Raw genomic sequence first — 18,424 nt, 5'->3', positions numbered from 1 at the left:
GGAGAGACTGTGTCTCATAAGGTTGCATTCATATTTCCAGGACAGGGCTCGCAATATGTGGGTATGGGAAAAGAATTCTATGAAGGATTTGAATATGCGAGGGAGGTATTTGATATAGCCAGCGAGGTGTTGGATATTGATATGAAGAGACTTTGCTTTGAAGGTCCTGCTGATGCCCTCAACAAAACAGAAAATACACAACCTGCCATATTGACAGTGAGTATCTCTGCGTTGAATGTGTTAAATAAATATGATATAAAGGCAGATGTTGTTGCAGGACATAGCCTCGGTGAGTATACAGCAGCTGTGGCAGTAGGGAGTATAGGTATCAGGGATGCTATCATGCTTGTCAGGAAGAGAGGTCAATTCATGCAGGAGGCTGTACCAGAAGGGCAGGGAATGATGGTGGCTATCCTGGGGCTTGATAAGAAAATAGTTGAGGAAATGATAGACACAGGTGGAATGGTTACTGTTGCTAATTATAACTGTCCCGGGCAGATAGTAATTGCAGGGGATAAAAAAACAGTCGAGGAAGTTGTGAAGGTGGCAAGAGGGTCAGGTGCGAAGAAGGTTGTACCACTATCAGTAAGTATTCCATCACATACACCGCTGATGGGTAAGGCGGCAGAGAGACTGGAAGCAATAATAGATGATATAGATATGGATGACCCTCATATTCCTCTTGTTTGTAATATAAGTGCTAAATTTGTTGATTCAAAAGAGGAATTAAAGATATCGCTCATACAGCAATTGACAAATCCTGTTCTCTGGGAGGACTCTGTAAAAGTGATGATCGATGCAGGGGTTGATACCTTTATAGAGGTGGGTCCGGGAAATGTCCTTTCAGGACTTGTAAGAAGAACGGATAAAGGTGTAAGAACCCTTAATGTCGGAGGCCTTCAGAACCTTGAGGAAACTTTAAAGGAATTAACGGTCGGAAGTTAGGGAGGGAAAGATGAAATTACAGAATGATGTTGCCTTTGTCACCGGTGCAGCACAGGGTATCGGTAAAGCAATCGCCTTAGCCCTTGCAAAAGAGGGTGCATGTGTGATAATCTCTGACATCAATTTTGAGGCTGCTGAGGAAACTTCAAAAGAAATAGATTCGTCAGGAAATACGAGTCTTGCCCTGAGACTTGATGTATCTGATCCAAAAGGTATCGAAGACGCATTTGATGTAGCAATTAAAAAGTTCGGTAAGATAGACATCTTAGTAAATAATGCCGGTATAACAAAAGATAATCTTATCATAAGGATGAAAGAAGAAGAGTGGGATACGGTACTTGCGGTAAACCTGAAAGGGACATTCTTATGTACAAAGGCCGCAGTAAAGACAATGTCAAAACAGCGTTACGGTAGAATAATAAATATATCCTCGGTGGTCGCTTTTATGGGAAATGCAGGGCAGGTTAACTATGTTGCATCAAAGGCCGCTATTGTTGGTTTTACAAAGAGTGTTGCCAGGGAATATGCAAGCAGAGGTATCACGGTAAATGCTGTGGCACCAGGATTCATTGAAACTGCGATGACTCAGGTGCTTCCAGAGAGCCTTAAGGAAGAAATGAAAAGGCAGATACCAATAGGAAGGTTTGGGTTTCCAGAGGATGTCGCAAATGTTGTCAAATTTCTGTCGTATAAGGATTCAGGTTATATCACAGGACAGGTAATACATGTGAATGGTGGAATGTATATGTGAAAACGAAAAAGTAAGAAGTTTTACTTCCTATTTCCTACTTCCCAGTTCTTACTTATAACTTATTGACTCAATAACTAAAATGTGGAGGTGATCAAATGGCAATAGAAGAAAAGGTAAAGAAGATAATTGCTGAACAGCTTGGTGTAGATGAAGGAGAGGTGACACCTGAGGCATCATTTGTAGATGATCTTGGTGCAGATTCCCTCGATACAGTTGAATTGGTTATGGCATTTGAAGAAGAATTCGAGATTGAAATACCCGACGAGGACGCCGAAAAGATGGTAACCGTCCAGAACGTAATAGATTATATAAAGGAGAAGGTGTAAGGGGAGGTAGTTATTATTAAACGCCGCATAGTAGTTACAGGTGTAGGACTTGTCACCCCAGTTGGTATTGGGGTTACCGAAAGCTGGGATGCCCTTGTTAACGGGGAATCGGGGGTAGGGATGATCACCCATTTTGACGCATCTGAATTCCCCACAAAGATTGCTGCAGAGGTGCGTGACTTTGATCCATTAAATTTCATAGAACAGAAGGAAGTAAAAAAAATGGATAGATTCATCCAGTTCGCCGTCGCTACAAGCCAGATTGCAATGGATGATTCTGGTTTGAAGATAACAGATGCGAATAAAGACAGAATAGGGGTCTTTGTTGGTTCTGGTATCGGTGGATTACCGGCTATCGAATACTATCATAAGATACTCCTTGAAAAAGGACATAAAAAGATATCTCCCTTTTTTATCCCTATGCTTATAATAAACCTTGCTTCTGGACAGATATCCATGCGTTTTGGAGCACGGGGACCAAATTCTTCTGTTGTTACAGCCTGCGCTAGCGGAACCCATGCAATTGGTGATGCCTTCAGGATCATACAGAGGGGAGATGCGGATGCGATGATTGCAGGAGGCACAGAGGCAGTAATAACACCCCTTGGTGTTGGTGGTTTCTGTGCTATGAAGGCACTTTCAACACGGAACGATGAACCTCAGAAGGCATCCCGCCCTTTCGATATTGACAGGGATGGTTTTGTTATGGGTGAAGGTGCCGGGATAATGGTCTTAGAGTCGTTAGAGAATGCATTGGCAAAGGGTGCAGATATCTATGCGGAGGTTATTGGTTATGGTATGAGCGGGGATGCCTATCATCTTACAGCACCCTCACCCTGTGGCGAAGGTGCTGCACGCTGTATGGATGCAGCTATAAAAGATGCAGGAATATCACCAGAGGAGATTGATTACATAAATGCACATGGCACTTCTACAAAATTTAATGACGAGCTTGAAACAATGGCTATAAAGACTGTTCTGGGAAACCATGCATACAGAACGGCTGTAAGTTCTACTAAGTCTATGACAGGGCATCTACTTGGGGCTGCAGGAGGTGTTGAATCAGTAATATCGGTGCTTGCTATAAAGAAGGGAATAATCCCTCCTACTATAAATCTTGAGAATCCTGACCCTGAATGTGATCTTGACTATGTTCCAAATATCGCAAGGAATGCGGATGTAAATGTGGCTATGTCTAATTCCTTCGGATTTGGAGGCACAAACGCCTGTCTAATCTTTAAAAAATTTTATGACTAATACAACTATATCTTCACTTCAGGAAAATATCAATTACACCTTCAATAATGAAAACCTTCTTATTCAGGCCATTACTCATAAATCCTATGCAAATGAAAAAGGAGTCCCTGACAATGAGAGACTTGAGTTTCTCGGTGATTCGGTGCTTAATTTTATCGTCAGTGACTATTTGATAAAAAAGTTTCCAGAATATACCGAAGGTAATCTTTCAAAATTGAAGGCTTACATCGTAAATGAAAATACCCTCTATAGAATAGCAGAAGAACTGCATTTAGGTGACTACCTGCTTCTTGGAAAAGGTGAAGAGATAACTGGTGGTAGAAGGAAGACATCTATACTGGCAGATACACTGGAGGCATTAATAGCAGCAATATACCTCGATGGTGGATTCGATGCGGCATCTTTACTTGTAAGAAGTTTTATTTCCAGAGAAATTCATGATATAGACATAAAGGGTATTATCTATGATTTTAAGACTGAGCTACAGGAGTATTCCCAGCGTATATTTGGGTCTTTACCGTATTACAAAATAAGTGGAGAATATGGACCTGACCATGAAAAGACTTTTGAAATAGAGGTAACAATAAACGACGAGATTTATGGCAGGGGGATTGGAAAAAGTAAAAAGGAGGCTGAACAGTCTGCAGCGGCCAGGGCACTTAATAAGTTGAGAAGGATTGAAGGATTAAGGGGTAAGGATTAAGGGGTGAAAATGCATAGCGAGCGAATATGAAACAAAGAAATTCCTTACATTTCGAAGCTGAAAGCTTCAACTTGTCTTATAAAGATTCAGGAGTGGATATAGATGCTGGTAGTGCCTTTGTTAAGGCTATCAAACCAGTAGCCAGGACTACCTTCACACCAGATGTGCTGGCAGGCATCGGTGGTTTTGGTGCACTTTTCAGATTAAAACTCAGCAAGTTTAAAGACCCTGTGCTTGTGGCTGGTACAGACGGTGTCGGGACAAAACTCAAGATTGCATTTCTAATGAATAAACATGATACCATCGGGATAGACCTTGTCGCTATGTGTGTTAATGACATAGTCGTAGCAGGTGCAAAACCCTTGTTTTTCCTCGATTACATTGCTACAGGTAAACTTGATGTAAGGAATGCAGCTGAAGTTTTCAAAGGTATAGCTGAAGGGTGTAAAGAAGCAGGCTGTGCCTTGATAGGTGGGGAGACCGCAGAGATGCCATCTTTTTACAGTGAAGGAGAATATGACATTGCCGGTTTTGCTGTTGGTATTGTTGAAAAAAGAAAGATAATCGATGGCTCTGATATAAAGACTGGTGATAGACTTATCGGACTCTCCTCCAGTGGACTCCACTCAAATGGATTCTCGCTCGTCAGGAAAATATTCATTGATTCAAAAAGGTACGGTCTCATAGATCGCATCTCAGGGCTAAGGAAGGGTTTAGGCGAAGAGCTACTCACACCAACAAGAATATATGTAAAAACAGTTCGTAATATAATTAAACGGTTCAGAGTTAAAGGGATTGCACATATAACAGGAGGAGGCATAACCGAGAATCTACCGAGAATACTTCCAGCAGGATGCAGAGCGGTTATTAAGAAAGGAAGCTGGAAGGTCCATCCCATATTCAGACATATTCAGGATACAGGGGGTATCTCTGACGAAGAGATGTTCAGGGTCTTCAATATGGGTGTGGGGATGATTCTTGTTGTCTCTGAATCCGATGTTAGAAACCTGATTCGATCATTAAAGAGAATGGGTGAGGAGGCATACGCCATCGGGCATATCGAACGAGGCAAGAGGGGGGTGGTTTATGATTAATGATGGATGTTATCGGGTTTGGTGCCTTAAATCTTGATTATATTTATACCATAGAGGATATTCATCATATAGCCACTCCTGAATTTCCTTTACATCCTGGAGGGGAGATACACAGCCGTAGCCTAAGCTCTCTCAGGATTTTAAGAGATATATTAAGGAGGTATGGCAGGCTGATGGCTAAAAGTGGTGGTGGTTCTGCAGCCAATACCATATTCGCCCTATCGCGGATGGGTTTCAAGACTAGCTTTATCGGTAAGGTAGGTTGCGATGAAGAAGGCGAATTTATCATTAAAAGCCTTAAGAAGGTGTCAACCGATTTTGTAAGGAGAGAAGGGCGGAGTGGCATCTGCATTATTGTTATGGACAGGTTCTTAGACCGTTCTATATTTGTTTTGCCTGAGACTAATACCGATATCAACATAGATGAAGGTTATGTAGAGTTTGTCGGTAAGAGCCGGTTTCTGCATCTTTCTTCATTTGTTAGAAAGAGGTCTTTGAATTCCCAGGTTCGATTAGTGAAAAGACTGCCTCCTGAAGTTAAACTCAGCCTTGACCCTGGAGAAATTTATGCTGAAAAAGGAATAAAAGAAATCCTGCCTTTGATCAAACGCAGTTTCATTATCTTTCTAACTAATCGAGAAATTGAAAAATTAACAGGAAAAGGCTTTAAGGAAGGTAGCCAGGAATTACTTAGAATGGGTCCTTCCATCGTTGTTTGTAAGATGGGAAAAGAAGGTTCTTATATTTTTTCAAAGGAAGAGGCATTTAAAATTCCCTCAGAGGAGGTCAAGGTGGTTGACAATACAGGAGCCGGGGATGTATATAATGCAGGGTTTTTAGCAGGCTTGCTTTTGAATCAACCTCTATACCACTGTGGACTTTTTGCCACTAAAGTTGCAGTGGCGAGTATCACAGGGTATGGACGGAGCCGCTATCCAACACGGAAGGATTTAAGAGAATTTTTTAAGAGGTAATCTGATGTCTTATCTGTTTGGCTGGTTTTCAACGGGTCGTGATGAAGCTGCCAGAGAATTGCTCCAGACAGCGTATGACAACATGAAGAACAGCTTTATACCTGCCCGAATCCAATATCTTTTCTGTAACAGGAATTACGGAGAAAATCTGGAGAGTGATCTCCTTTTGACTCTGGCAAGGAACCTTGGATTAAAGACAATCACCTTTTCTTCAAAAAATTTTGAGCCTGCTTTACGGAAAAAAGACATGGAGGAATGGCGGAGTCGTTATCACTGGAAGGTTATAGAGATGATTTCTCCGTTTCAAAATGATCTAATTATCCTCGCAGGATACATGCTTATTGTGAGTCCTGAGATGTGCAATAAATTTACCATTATTAATCTCCATCCTGCAGCACCCAACGGACCTGCTGGGACCTGGCAGGAGGTCATCTGGAAACTTATTGAGCAAAAGGCTAATGAAACCGGCGTTATGATGCATTTAGTAACCGAGGTCCTGGATGAGGGACCTCCAATCACATATTGTACTTTTCCAATAAGAGGAGAGAAATTTGACCATCTCTGGGAAAAAGGAGAAAAGGATAATCTCTTTTTCCTTATCAGACAGGAAGGGGTTGTTAGAGAACTTCCTTTAATTGTCTTTACATTAAAGACCCTCGCAGAGGGGAGAGTAATAATTAAGGATAAAAAGGTTCTGAATCCCGATGGGAAAGAGATCGGTCCATACTGTTTGAATAAGGAGATAGAAGAATATCTTACCCTTCCTAATCCTCCTCCTTAAGGGGGAGGACAGAGGTGGGGGTGGTAAAAAGTTTTATGAGACATTCACAATTCAACATCGACTGCGAAGGCCCTATCACCAAGAATGACAATGCCTTTGAACTCTCCAGTTTTTTTATACCTGACGGAGATAAATTTTTTGCTCTTATCAGCAAATACGATGATTTCCTGGCAGATATTGAAAGAAAACCGGGATATAAAGCTGGCGATACCCTCAAACTGATCCTGCCTTTTTTGAAGGCATTTGGTGTCACTGACAAAAAGATGGAAGATTACTCCAGAGCAAATATCCTTCTTATTCCTGGTGCTAAAGAAATGCTTCATTATATTATGAGGATTATGCCTGTATATATCATAAGCACCAGTTACGAACCATACCTCCATGCACTATGTTCCGTTGCCGATTTTTCTTTTAGTCAGGTCTATTGCACTAAGGTAAGTATCGATCTCTATCCTTTAGAAAAAGAGGAAAGATTACGACTGGAGTCATTGGTATTAGAGATGCTTACCATGACCATGATTGAATTGCCTGTTGGTATAGAGCGGTTCGAAGAATTACCTGTTGAGAGTCAAGATACCATTAAGAGACTTAATGAGATATTCTGGCGAGAAATTATAGGGATGAAGATTGGGAGGATATTACTTGAGATCAATCCTGTTGGTGGAATGGAGAAAGCCAGAGCAATACTGGATAGTCTGGCAAAGACTGGATGTGGGCTTTCTGAGCTTGTGTATGTAGGAGATAGTATTACAGATGTTCAGGCATTTAATCTTGTAAGGGAGGGAGAAGGTCTCGCTATAGCATTTAATGGTAATAGATATGCGGTCAGCTCTGCTGAAATCTGCTGTCTGTCTCCACATGCCTCAGTTCTTTCTCTCTTAGCCGAACTTTTCTATATTGGAGGTAAAACCCTCGTTTTAAAAGCATCTCAAAACTGGGACACAGGCTTTTTAAAAAGCCTTGATCTGAATAAGGATATAGTGTCAGAGATAGAATGTCGCTTCGGTGAAAACCTGCCCAGAGTTGAGGTAATCAGTGATAAAAATAGAGAAGAGCTCATCCATGCGAGCGAGGAGTATAGAAAACAGGTCAGAGGAGTAGCTATTGGTATGCTGGGATAGGCTGAATGCTAAAAAGTATCTTGAAAAATGGGTTACAGTAGCGTATATTGAGAATGCACAAAGTGTCACTTAAAAGCCTTAAAAATAAGACGGTTATTATTAGTGGTGCTACGAGAGGCATAGGTCGAGCTACCGCTATTGAATTGGCTGGTGAAGGTGCAAATATAAGTTTTAATTTTCTAAGAAGTAACAAGGATGCAGAGGATTTGGAAAAAGAAATAAAATATTTGGGCGTTAACGTTAAATCATTTCAAGTAGATATTAAAGACTACAATGCTGTTAAATCCTGGGTGGATGATACTAAAGAATTATTCGGTGGGATAGATATTGTAATTAATAATGCCGGTATAATCAAAGACAGGGCACTTGCTCTTATGGAGCCTGATGACTGGCATAAGGTAATCAATACCAATTTAGACGGGACATTCAATCTTACGAGAGCTGCGATTGTAACATTCATAAAACAGAAGAGCGGAGTTATTATAAATATTACATCGGTAAGCGGTATCGTAGGTATGCCACGACAGACCAATTATTCTGCCTCTAAAGCAGGAATAATTGGGTTTACCAAATCTCTTGCTAAGGAAGTTGCTTCTTATAACATCAGAATTAATGCAGTTGCCCCTGGTTTTATTGAAACAGACATGCTTAAAGATTTAAAAGAGGAATATAAAAGTCAAATAATAAAACAGATACCCTTAGGTAGATTAGGTAGACCAGAAGAAGTAGCAAAGGTAGTAAAATTTTTAGTTAGCGATGATGCAAGTTATATCACTGGTCAGACTATAGTTATAGATGGTGGAATGAGTTAACCCCGTGAGATACTGTTATGATTTATACATATATCTTACAAAGTCTAAAAGATAACAGATGGTATACAGGTTCAACTCGAAGTCTCAAGAGACGAATTGAAGACCATAATAATGGTAGGATTCAATCTACTACGAATAGGCGACCATTCAAAATTATATATTATGAAGCTTGTTTAAATGAACACGATGCGAGAATGAGAGAAAAATATTTAAAAACTGCATGGGGTAAAAGATATCTCAAAAATCGCCTTAAAAGTTATCTTGGGGAGGGTACCTCATGATATACAATATGATATACAATGGGTTATCTCACGGGGTAAATGAGTAAAAAACGAATAGTAATAACAGGTATAGGGGTAGTTGCGCCGAATGGTATAGGGAAGGAACAATTCTGGCTATCTTTAAAAGAAGGTCGTTCAGGGATTAAACCCATTAGCCGATTTGATACAAGTGAGTTTAAGTGTAAGTTGGGTGGTGAGATTAAGGATTTTAAGCCAACATATTTTTTAGGCTATAAAGGCTTAAAAGGTCTTGATAGAAGCACAAGATTATTGTGTTCTGCTGCAAAATTAGCAATAGAGGATGCAAAGTTAAGCATTAACTATAACAATACAGATGATACCGGAGTCTGCACGGGAACTACCTTATCTTCTCTCTGGAATTTTGCTGAATTTGATAAAGAATTAATAAGAGATGGTCCCCTTTTTACTGATGTTTCTCTTTTCCCCGGGATAGTAATAAATGCTGCTTCAAGCCAGGTCTCAATACGGTTTAATATTCAGGGATTTAATACAACTGTTTCTACAGGTTATAGTTCAAGCATAGATGCATTAAAATACGCTATAGATTTTATCCGACTGGGACGAATTAAAGCAGTTTTGGTGGGGGCGGTGGAGAGTCTTTCACTGGTAAATTTTGCCGGGTTTTATCATTTAGGTTTTTTTGCTGGCATAAGAGGTGAAGAATTATCCTGTCCTTTTGATAAAAGAAGAAATGGAATCATATTGAGTGAAGGAGCAGCAGTTATAGTAATAGAAGATGAGATATATGCTGAAAAAAGGAAGGCAAATATTTACACTGAAGTTAAAGGTATAGGCAGTTTTTTTGACGCATATAAGACGGGTAAATATCATCCAGAAGCGTATGGGTTGAAAGAAAGTATGAAGAAAGCAATTTATAGCTCCGAATTAAAAATTACCGATATAGACTATATAAGTGCTTCGGCAAACTCTGTACCTCAACAGGATAGATTAGAAACAAAAGTAATAAAGGATGTTTTTGGTAAGTTCGCTTACAATATTCCAATGAGCTCCATCAAGTCAATGATAGGAGAGCCCTATAGTGCAGGTGGTCTACTTCAGATTGTTGCTTCTGTGGGTAGCATAGTTAATGGTTTTATACCACCCACGATTAATTATAAGATAAGAGATAATGATTGCGATCTTGACTATGTAGTTAATAAAGCACGGATAGCCAGAATAAATAATGTATTAATTAACAATTATGGCCCTGGTGGAAGCAATGCATCAGTAGTTATAGCGAAATATCAATGAACCTTTGGCTTATAAAGAAGGGTGAAAATTTGCTTTCTCTGTCATTCCTGCGGAAGCAGGAATCCAGAACTATTTTAAAAACCCTGGATTCCGTGTCAAGCACGGAATGACGGATTAAGGAGGTATATGGCAAATAATTTCGAAGAAGAAATAAAGAAATTAGTTTCAGATATTACAGAGGTTCCACCAGAAAAACTTAAGCCTGATGCAGACTTTTTTAAAGATTTGGGGGTAGATTCATTAAAAGCAATTGAGATTGTGGCTGCTTTTGAAAAGAAGTATCGGGTTATCATCCCTGAAAAGGATATCCCTAATATCAGAAGTATCAGGCAGATAATTGAATATACTAAAAACCTTAAGTAAAGATAGACAATGGACATTAGACTATATGATAACTCAAAACGCAAAGGTCAAAAGTCAAAACTACAACTTAAAGCTAAAAAAGTTTTAAGTTGTGGGCTGTGGTTTTGAGCTTTGAGTTTTGAACTTTGAGCTAAATAGAAATATGAATTGGGATAAGGAAAAAATTAAATCTATTTTGCCACATAGAGAGCCATTTCTTTTTATTGATGAAGTAATTGAGATTGAAGGCACTGAAAGAGTTGTGGCTGTCAAGAATATCAAAAACAATGAAAGTTTTTTTGAGGGGCATTTTCCCGGTAGACCTGTGATGCCGGGAGTCTTAATCATAGAAGCAATGGCACAGACTTCAATAATCCTTTATTCCCTTTCTAAACCGGAGATAGCCAAAGCTCATCCTAATTATTATTTAGGTAAAGTCAAAGCAGAGTTTATTTCTCCTGTGTATCCAGGGAATAAACTTATTGTAGAAACAAATAGTGTAAAAATTCTGGATTATGCAGCGATAATAGATGCTATAGCAAAAGTTAATGATAAGATTGTTGCTAAAGCAAACCTTGTGTTTGGAATTAAACCCCGTGAGATATTATAATGATTTATACATATGTTTTACAGAGCCTAAAAGATCACAAATGGTATACTGGCTCAACACGGAATCTTAAGAGACGTATTGAAGACCATAATAATGGTAGGATTCAATCTACTAAAAGTAGGATGCCATTTAAAATTATATACTATGAAGCTTGCTTAAATGAGCACGATGCCAGAATGAGGGAGAAATACTTGAAAACAGCATGGGGCAAAAGGTATCTAAAGAATCGACTTAAAAATTATCTCACGGGGTAAAAAGAGTGAATAACCGCAGAATAGTAGTCACAGGACTGGGGGTAGTTTCTTCTGTAGGGATTGGCAAAGATGAATTCTGGAAAGCCATAATAAATGGTAAATCAGGTATAAGCAAAGTTACTTCATTCGATACCAGAGAGTTCAGGTGTCATTATGGTGGTGAAATAAAGAATTTTATTCCTGAAGAATTTATTTCTAAAAGAAAGGTTCAATTTTTAGGTCGCACCTCACAGTTGGCTATAGCTTCTACTTCTCTGGCTTTAGAAGATGCTAGATTATCTTCAAGAAACATTAACAAAAAAAGAGCAGGTGTTTTTATTGGGACAACGATGGGTGAGAGACCATTAGAGGAATCCATTGATGCCTGGATTAAGGAAGGGGCTGATAAGATAAACAAAACAAAAATATTACAGTCTTCGCCGAATAATTTATCTGCTAATATTGCTAATTACTTTAAACTTCAGGGGCCAAATTATCTTATTCCCACAGCCTGTGCTGCTGGTAATTATGCAATAGGTTATGGATTTGATTTAATAAGAATGGGAGACTTAGATTATGCTATTGTTGGGGGTGCCGATTCATTCTCTAAACTTGCATTTAGTGGCTTTCATCGCCTCTATGCAATGGCACCTGAAAAATGTCAGCCATTTGATAAAAATAGAAAGGGAATGATGGTTGGCGAGGGAGCAGGGATTCTTGTTCTCGAATCATTGGAGTCTGCTCTGAAAAGAAAATCAAACATCTATGCAGAGATATTGGGCTATGGCCTTAGTTGTGATGCTTACCATATGACTGCCTCACAGCTAGAGGGTATTGAAAAAGTAATACGAAAAGCCTTAAAAGAAGCGGATATTCAGAAAGAAGAGGTTGATTATATAAACGCTCATGGGACTGGTACGCCCGGTAACGATAAAACTGAATGCGCAGCAATTAAAAATGTTTTTAAAGAACAATATAAAACGATTCCTGTCAGTTCAATAAAATCCATGCTTGGTCATACCATGGGTGCCGCATCTGCGATTGAGGCATTAGCCTGCTGTCTTACTGTTAAAGAAGATATTATCCCTCCAACGATAAATTTTGAGACGCCTGACCCAAAATGTGACATAGATTGTGTTCCTAATAAAGCAAAAGTAAAGAAAGTAAATATTGCCTTGAATAATGGTTTCGCCTTTGGTGGCAATAATTCTTGTTTGGTTATTAAGAAGTTTAATTAACATGATAACTTAAAACTCAAATGTCAAAAGTCAAAACTGCAACTCAAAACTAAAAAATAAAAATAGTTTTAAGCTTTATAACTGTGGTTTTGAGCTTTGAGTTTTGAACTTTGAGCTATTTATGGCGAGAGGAAAAAGAGTAGTTATAACAGGAATAGGTCCTTTAGCCTCAACGGGAATTGGCAAAGAGGCTTTCTGGGAAGGCATTTTGGGAAAACGGGTAGGTTTAGGTTTAAAAGAATTTAAACTCGATGGAGAATTGTGGGATAATTTTTATCTTCATAAAATAGATGATTTTGATATCGAAAAATTTAATATCGAAGAGGAAATAATTGAGGATATCAAGACATGGAAAAAAAGAAAGGAAGATAGAGACCTCTTCTATTTATTAGCAGCAGTCAAATTAGCTATAGATGACAGTAAAATTTCTTACGATAAAGAGGATAACAATATCGGATTATTTTTGACGGTTGAACATCCAGGATTTGAACCTTTTTGCGAAGGACTAATTAAAGAAACCATAGCATATATAGAAAAATATCCCTTAAATAGTAAATTTTCTAAGCATAAATTGTTCAAGCACGTGTTTGAACAGTTCTCTCACGATGGTTACGACCTCCAAACTTTTATGTATCTGTATTTCGTTGCAAAGGCATTTAATATTCACGGATACTCCTTATTTACCAACAATGCCTGTGCATCAGGTTTATTTGCTTTAGAATCCGCCGCAAGACAGATAAAATATGGTGAAAGCGATATTGTATTGCTGGCAGGAGGAGATAACTCTGATACTATGTTTAAGCATTTATGGTTTAAAGAACAGGGTCTTTATGCTGAAGATGGAAGAATGAAGCCTTTTTCTAAAAAGGCTGATGGTATAGTTCTTGGCGATGGAGCTTCAGCGATAGTTTTAGAAGAATTAAACCATGCCTTAAATAGAAAAGCTCATATATATGCTGAGTATTTAGGAGGGGGATTCTCTCTGGAGGGCTGGAAAGTGACATTGCCAAGAATAGGAAGTTTATCTTACCAAAAGACCATAGAATATGCTCTCAAAAAAACTAATTTAAGACCAGAAGATATCGATTTAATTAATCCTCACGGAGTTGCAATTAAAGTTACCGATGGATATGAAGCAAAGGCAATTACAGATATTTTTGGTAGAAATTCTAAGAGACCATTAATAACAGCATTTAAGCCGTATGTGGGTCATAACTTAGGAGGAAGCGCAATTTTAGAAAGCATTATTCTTTTATTGTCTATGGGAAAAAAATTAATTCCACCAACATTGAATTGTGAAGAAGTTGAACCAAAATATAATATCGAATTAGTAAGGGAACTAACTCCTTATTCTCTTAATACGGCTATGAAATTATCCTGTGGTTTCGCAGGATATAATGGGGCAGTGATTTTTAAAAGACTAAATTAAATATGTCAAACAAATATGATTATGACGCAATAATTATTGGTGCAGGAATAAGTGGCCTTGTTTGTGGTTGCTATTTGGCTAAGGCAGGGATGAAAACTTTGATTGTGGAGAAAAATGCCAAGCCAGGCGGCTACTGCACGTCATTTACACGAGGTGGATTTCATTTTGATGCCTGTGTACATTCTTTAGGCAGCCTAAGAGAGGGCGGCAATATCAGGATAATTCTAAAAGAACTAGGTTTAGAAAAAAGGTTAAAGATTAAGAGATATGACCCATCAGATATTATTATTGCACCTGATTTTAAAATTCATTTCTGGAACAATCTAGAAAAAACAATTCAAGAATTTCAGGATAACTTTCCAAAAGAAGCGAAGAAAATCAAGGAATTTTTTACCTATATAAATGGTTGTGAAGGCATATCTTTTAGCCCACTGAGGTCTATCACCTTTCAAGTATTACTTGATAAGTATTTCAAAGACGACAGATTAAAAGCGATTCTTTCGCTTCCCTTGTTAGGCAACGCTGGCTTACCTGCAAAACAAATATCTGCGATTACAGGCACTCTTATATATAAAGAATTTATGTTTGATGGTGGATATTATCCCGACAACTCTATCCAGGCTTTTGCAGATATTCTCATTGAGCGGTTTAAAGAATTTGGTGGTGATGTATATTTTTCTTGTCTTGCTAAGAGGATAAAAATAAAAAATAAAAAAGTTGAGAGTGTAGAAATAGGAAGGAAAGGTCTACTCTCAGCTAAATATGTAATTTCTAACGCTGATGCAACACAAACATTTCTTACTTTAATAGGAGAAGAGTTGGTAAACAAGGATATAGTAAATAAATTAAAGAGTTTAGTGCCGTCATTATCTATGCTTATCTTATATCTGGGTATAGGTAAATGTTTCAATTCTCAGGGGAATATATGTCCTAATACTAATATATGGTTTTTGCCTTATTATGATATTGATAAAATGTATAAGCCAGCTATTGAGGGAGAAATTGATAATTTGGATTGGTTCTTAGTTCGTTTATCTTCCGATAATAAAAGTATTCTTATGATAGTTAATGCTCCTTTTAAAGATAAAGAGTACTGGAAGGTTAATAAGAAAAGATTAATTAATGTTTTTATAAAGAAGGTAGAACGCGTTTTTCCTAATTTATCATCTCACATTGTCTTTAAAGATGCTGCAACACCTAATACTTTATATAAATGGACATTGAATTACAGAGGTGCAGCCTATGGATGGGCAGGGATACCTTCGCAGTTTGCTGTTACAGGTTTTACTCAAAGAACAAATTTCGAAAATTTATATTTGACTGGACACTGGACCACTTTAGTTCAGGGCGTGGCTGGTGTTGCATATTTAGGACGAGATACGTCGAAGAAAATTTTAAATAAGGAAATTAACTTATGAACTTATTCGCATTAGCTGGCCTATTGCTGGGAATCACTTGTTTGTTATTAGCATTAGTTATTTTTATATATGGGAAAACAAGACTCCATCGCATATGGGCTCTTTTTAACTTAGCAGTGTCTTTATGGGGATTTGGTGCTTTATTAGTAGGAAAGGCTACCATTCCTTCATCAGCAATAATTAGCTGGAGATTGGCTCATATAGGCGTGATACTTATTCCAGTGTTCTTCTACCATACCATTTGCATATTCAGTGATATTGAAGTTAAACGAAGAAATTTTATAATTTTCGCTTACCTACAGGGTCTTTTCTTTCTGTTTTTAAATCTTACTGATCTATTTATAGCAAAAGTGAGGTTTGCCTTTAACTCTTTTTATTATGTGCAAGCTCCGGGTTTATTTTATCTGCTTTTTTTCTTTATTTGGATGAGCTTAGTTATCTGGGGATCTTACGAGTTAATTGTGTATTACAAAAGGAGTTCTGGTATTAAGAAAAAAAATCAAAGTCTTTATTTCCTGGTGGGAACGTTAATAGGATTTTCAGGAGGAATTACTAATTTCTTTCCTTTGTTTGGAATTGATATATATCCTTTTGGAAATTTTGTCATACCGATTTACTGTCTTGTAATTACCTACGCAATCTTAAGACATAGATTTATGGACATTGAAGTAACTATCTCACACCTAGGTATACCTGCGATGTTTTTTGTTTTCGTCATAGGTATTCCTTTAGGATTAGTATTTATGGATCCATTCACAGTATCTGGCTTATTACTGGGAGTCATTTGTTTGTTATTAGCATTGGTTATTCTCGCACATAGAAGGACGAAACTGCATCATATCTGGGTTCTTTTCAATTTAGTAGTATCAATATGGGGATTTGGGTGTTTTATAGTTGGGAGAGCTTCTACGGAGTCAATCGCATTATTCGGCTGGAGATTTGCACATATAGGAGGACTATTTATTAGCGTATTCTTCTACCATATGGTGTGTAGCTTTTGTGGTTTAAAGCGTAGAAAAAGTATTACTATAGCATATTCAATAGGGTTATTCTTCCTGTGGTTTGATGTTATGACAGATCAATTTATAAACAGGACTCGATATGTTTTTAACTTATATTTTAACGACGCGACATGGATTTATTCCATTGCTGTAGGTCTTTGGTTGTTTTTAGTAGTCTGGAGCTTTGCCGAACTGTTAAGATTTTTCCCTAAGACAACGGGACTTAAACGTCTCCAAACTATATATATAATTTCTGGATTTCTAATAGGGTTCTTAGGTGGTATTACAAATTTTTTACCCATGTTTGGTATTAATATATACCCTTTTGGAAACTTTACAATTCCCATATATTGTCTTATTGTTACCTACGCTATACTTCGCTACCACCTTATGGACATCAATATCGTAGTTAAAAAAACCGCGGTTTACTCTCTTGCTGCCGGAATCTTGACCAGCCTTTTTGTCGTGCTTGTGCTTACCATGACTAAATATTTATCTAACATGGTTGGAATATCTTCTTTTACAATTACAGTTATCGCTGCGGTTACCATTGCTATTCTGTTCAACCCTCTTAAAAATAGAATCCAGTTACTTATTGACAAGATTTTCTACAAAAAAACATATGATTATTATGCCACTATACAGAAAGTTAGCCATGACCTTGTCTCAATGTTTGATTTTAAGAAGATATTTAATTTTGTAGGTTACATAATTATTTCAACACTGGGTTTAAAAAGCATTTATCTATTGTCTGCTGTTTCGGGTGGAGATTATGAGGTGGTTTATCACATGGCTTATAGAAAGGGAAAAGATGGAATGAAAAGAAAAGAAGGAAGAGAAGATGAAAAAGAGCTTAAGATAAATGGAAACTCAGAGATAATTAAGCTCCTGAGAACTTCTGATGATATTGTTATTAAAGATGAGCTACCAGGAATTATTAACCTTCTCGGGCAGGAGGCAATAGATAATATCACAAGCGCCCTTAAACCTTTTAATAGTGAGGCTATAGTGCCTGTATTTATTGATGGTAAGTTATCTTTTTTGATGATTCTTGGAGAAAAATTATCAGGAGATATGTTTACCAATGAAGACATAAACCTTCTCAACACTATCTCTAACCAGACAGCTATTGCTCTAAAAAATGCAAGCCTTTATGCAGAAAAAGTAAAATCAGAAAGACTTGCGTCAATGGGTATGATGTCTGCGACCTTTGCACATGAAATTAGAAACCCTCTTACTTCTATAAAGACCTTTGTCCAGTTGATGCCAGAAAAACATAATGACCCTGAGTTCCAGAATACATTCTCAAAAATTGTCAGTGCTGACATAGAAAAAATAGATGGGCTTATCAAGGACCTCCTGCATTATTCCGCAGGGGCAACTTTATCGCGTATGGATGAAGTAGATATAACTGCGCTGATGGACGAGATACTTGAAGATTTAAAAGTTAAACTTGAACTTGAGAGAAGGAAGATTAGTGTTGAAAAAATTTATAAGAATGTTAAAATCAATATCACAGGCGATTCAAAAAAGCTAAAACAGGCGTTTATTAACATAATAAACAATGGCTGTCAGGCTATCCAAGAAGATGGTGTGTTAAGGGTTTCTATAAATCAAGATGGTAAAAATGTTGACATAGCGATATTAGACACGGGGAAGGGTATGCCTCCAGAGGATATAGAGAAAATATTTGACCCCTTTTATACAACAAGTGAAAAGGGAATGGGTCTTGGGCTTGCCATAAGCAAAAGAATTATAGAGGATCATGGTGGAAAGATAAGAGTGGAGAGCAAATTATCAAAAGGGACAACTTTTACTGTAACTTTGCCTGTAAAT

The 18,424-nt window shown here is 37.7% G+C and carries 19 protein-coding genes; all 19 read left to right on the top strand.

The window, feature by feature from the left end; all coding sequences use genetic code 11:
* Nucleotides 1–9 precede the first annotated feature (9 nt).
* Nucleotides 10–945: an ACP S-malonyltransferase gene (gene fabD, locus AB1488_01615; GenBank protein ID MEW6408795.1), complete on the top strand. Its 936-nt coding sequence runs from the start codon at nucleotides 10–12 to the stop codon at nucleotides 943–945.
* A gap of 10 nt (nucleotides 946–955) precedes the next feature.
* Nucleotides 956–1,696: a 3-oxoacyl-[acyl-carrier-protein] reductase gene (fabG, locus tag AB1488_01610; protein MEW6408794.1), complete on the top strand. Its 741-nt coding sequence runs from the start codon at nucleotides 956–958 to the stop codon at nucleotides 1,694–1,696.
* A 95-nt stretch (nucleotides 1,697–1,791) separates the two neighbouring features.
* Entirely contained in the window at nucleotides 1,792–2,022 is a 231-nt protein-coding gene (gene acpP / locus AB1488_01605) for an acyl carrier protein (GenBank protein ID MEW6408793.1), read from the top strand.
* 12 nt (nucleotides 2,023–2,034) lie between these two features.
* Nucleotides 2,035–3,279, top strand: coding sequence for a beta-ketoacyl-ACP synthase II (fabF, locus tag AB1488_01600; protein ID MEW6408792.1), 1,245 nt, complete (start codon nucleotides 2,035–2,037; stop codon nucleotides 3,277–3,279).
* The gene (gene rnc / locus AB1488_01595) at nucleotides 3,272–3,982 is read left to right on the top strand and encodes a ribonuclease III (protein ID MEW6408791.1); all 711 of its coding nucleotides are present in this window, start codon (nucleotides 3,272–3,274) and stop codon (nucleotides 3,980–3,982) included. Before fabF ends, rnc begins: the two co-directional genes overlap by 8 nt.
* A gap of 71 nt (nucleotides 3,983–4,053) precedes the next feature.
* Entirely contained in the window at nucleotides 4,054–5,076 is a 1,023-nt protein-coding gene (gene purM / locus AB1488_01590) for a phosphoribosylformylglycinamidine cyclo-ligase (protein ID MEW6408790.1), read from the top strand.
* On the top strand, nucleotides 5,076–6,050 hold the full coding sequence (locus AB1488_01585) for a carbohydrate kinase family protein (protein MEW6408789.1): 975 nt from the start codon (nucleotides 5,076–5,078) through the stop codon (nucleotides 6,048–6,050). The genes purM and AB1488_01585 overlap by 1 nt, the downstream gene beginning before the upstream one ends.
* Nucleotides 6,051–6,054: 4 nt before the next feature.
* On the top strand, nucleotides 6,055–6,831 hold the full coding sequence (locus tag AB1488_01580) for a formyltransferase family protein (protein ID MEW6408788.1): 777 nt from the start codon (nucleotides 6,055–6,057) through the stop codon (nucleotides 6,829–6,831).
* A gap of 14 nt (nucleotides 6,832–6,845) precedes the next feature.
* The gene (locus tag AB1488_01575; protein MEW6408787.1) at nucleotides 6,846–7,952 is read left to right on the top strand and encodes a hypothetical protein; all 1,107 of its coding nucleotides are present in this window, start codon (nucleotides 6,846–6,848) and stop codon (nucleotides 7,950–7,952) included.
* A 62-nt stretch (nucleotides 7,953–8,014) separates the two neighbouring features.
* Complete coding sequence (gene fabG / locus AB1488_01570; GenBank protein ID MEW6408786.1) at nucleotides 8,015–8,764, top strand: 3-oxoacyl-[acyl-carrier-protein] reductase; 750 nt, start codon at nucleotides 8,015–8,017, stop codon at nucleotides 8,762–8,764.
* A 17-nt stretch (nucleotides 8,765–8,781) separates the two neighbouring features.
* On the top strand, nucleotides 8,782–9,045 hold the full coding sequence (locus tag AB1488_01565) for a GIY-YIG nuclease family protein (protein ID MEW6408785.1): 264 nt from the start codon (nucleotides 8,782–8,784) through the stop codon (nucleotides 9,043–9,045).
* Between the two features lie 39 nt (nucleotides 9,046–9,084).
* Nucleotides 9,085–10,317, top strand: a complete 1,233-nt coding sequence (locus tag AB1488_01560) for a beta-ketoacyl-[acyl-carrier-protein] synthase family protein (GenBank protein ID MEW6408784.1) — start codon at nucleotides 9,085–9,087, stop codon at nucleotides 10,315–10,317.
* 126 nt (nucleotides 10,318–10,443) lie between these two features.
* The gene (locus tag AB1488_01555) at nucleotides 10,444–10,680 is read left to right on the top strand and encodes an acyl carrier protein (GenBank protein MEW6408783.1); all 237 of its coding nucleotides are present in this window, start codon (nucleotides 10,444–10,446) and stop codon (nucleotides 10,678–10,680) included.
* A gap of 142 nt (nucleotides 10,681–10,822) precedes the next feature.
* Nucleotides 10,823–11,269, top strand: a complete 447-nt coding sequence (gene fabZ / locus AB1488_01550) for a 3-hydroxyacyl-ACP dehydratase FabZ (protein MEW6408782.1) — start codon at nucleotides 10,823–10,825, stop codon at nucleotides 11,267–11,269.
* Complete coding sequence (locus AB1488_01545) at nucleotides 11,269–11,523, top strand: GIY-YIG nuclease family protein (protein ID MEW6408781.1); 255 nt, start codon at nucleotides 11,269–11,271, stop codon at nucleotides 11,521–11,523. The genes fabZ and AB1488_01545 overlap by 1 nt, the downstream gene beginning before the upstream one ends.
* A 5-nt stretch (nucleotides 11,524–11,528) precedes the next feature.
* On the top strand, nucleotides 11,529–12,740 hold the full coding sequence (locus AB1488_01540; protein MEW6408780.1) for a beta-ketoacyl-[acyl-carrier-protein] synthase family protein: 1,212 nt from the start codon (nucleotides 11,529–11,531) through the stop codon (nucleotides 12,738–12,740).
* Nucleotides 12,741–12,861: 121 nt separating this feature from the next.
* The gene (locus AB1488_01535) at nucleotides 12,862–14,169 is read left to right on the top strand and encodes a beta-ketoacyl synthase N-terminal-like domain-containing protein (protein ID MEW6408779.1); all 1,308 of its coding nucleotides are present in this window, start codon (nucleotides 12,862–12,864) and stop codon (nucleotides 14,167–14,169) included.
* Nucleotides 14,170–14,171: 2 nt separating this feature from the next.
* A complete protein-coding gene (locus AB1488_01530; protein MEW6408778.1) occupies nucleotides 14,172–15,587 on the top strand; it encodes an NAD(P)/FAD-dependent oxidoreductase in 1,416 nt (471 codons plus the stop codon).
* 41 nt (nucleotides 15,588–15,628) lie between these two features.
* Nucleotides 15,629–18,424 (top strand): ATP-binding protein (locus AB1488_01525; protein ID MEW6408777.1); only part of this gene is annotated, 2,796 nt, incomplete at its 3' end.

It is taken from the genome of Nitrospirota bacterium, assembly GCA_040756155.1.
Taxonomy (GTDB): domain Bacteria; phylum Nitrospirota; class Thermodesulfovibrionia; order JACRGW01; family JBFLZU01; genus JBFLZU01.
Note: the sequence above shows the minus strand (reverse complement) of the source record. Positions and strands in the feature narration are given on the sequence as shown.

Coding starts and splice junctions, on each gene's coding strand:
- AB1488_01560 (MEW6408784.1), top strand. CDS start 9,085: ATGAGTAAAAAACGAATAGTAATAACAGGTATAGGGGTAGTTGCGCCG.
- AB1488_01530 (MEW6408778.1), top strand. CDS start 14,172: ATGTCAAACAAATATGATTATGACGCAATAATTATTGGTGCAGGAATA.
- fabZ (MEW6408782.1), top strand. CDS start 10,823: ATGAATTGGGATAAGGAAAAAATTAAATCTATTTTGCCACATAGAGAG.
- AB1488_01555 (MEW6408783.1), top strand. CDS start 10,444: ATGGCAAATAATTTCGAAGAAGAAATAAAGAAATTAGTTTCAGATATT.
- AB1488_01585 (MEW6408789.1), top strand. CDS start 5,076: ATGATGGATGTTATCGGGTTTGGTGCCTTAAATCTTGATTATATTTAT.
- fabG (MEW6408794.1), top strand. CDS start 956: ATGAAATTACAGAATGATGTTGCCTTTGTCACCGGTGCAGCACAGGGT.
- AB1488_01580 (MEW6408788.1), top strand. CDS start 6,055: ATGTCTTATCTGTTTGGCTGGTTTTCAACGGGTCGTGATGAAGCTGCC.
- AB1488_01545 (MEW6408781.1), top strand. CDS start 11,269: ATGATTTATACATATGTTTTACAGAGCCTAAAAGATCACAAATGGTAT.
- rnc (MEW6408791.1), top strand. CDS start 3,272: ATGACTAATACAACTATATCTTCACTTCAGGAAAATATCAATTACACC.
- AB1488_01535 (MEW6408779.1), top strand. CDS start 12,862: ATGGCGAGAGGAAAAAGAGTAGTTATAACAGGAATAGGTCCTTTAGCC.
- AB1488_01565 (MEW6408785.1), top strand. CDS start 8,782: ATGATTTATACATATATCTTACAAAGTCTAAAAGATAACAGATGGTAT.
- acpP (MEW6408793.1), top strand. CDS start 1,792: ATGGCAATAGAAGAAAAGGTAAAGAAGATAATTGCTGAACAGCTTGGT.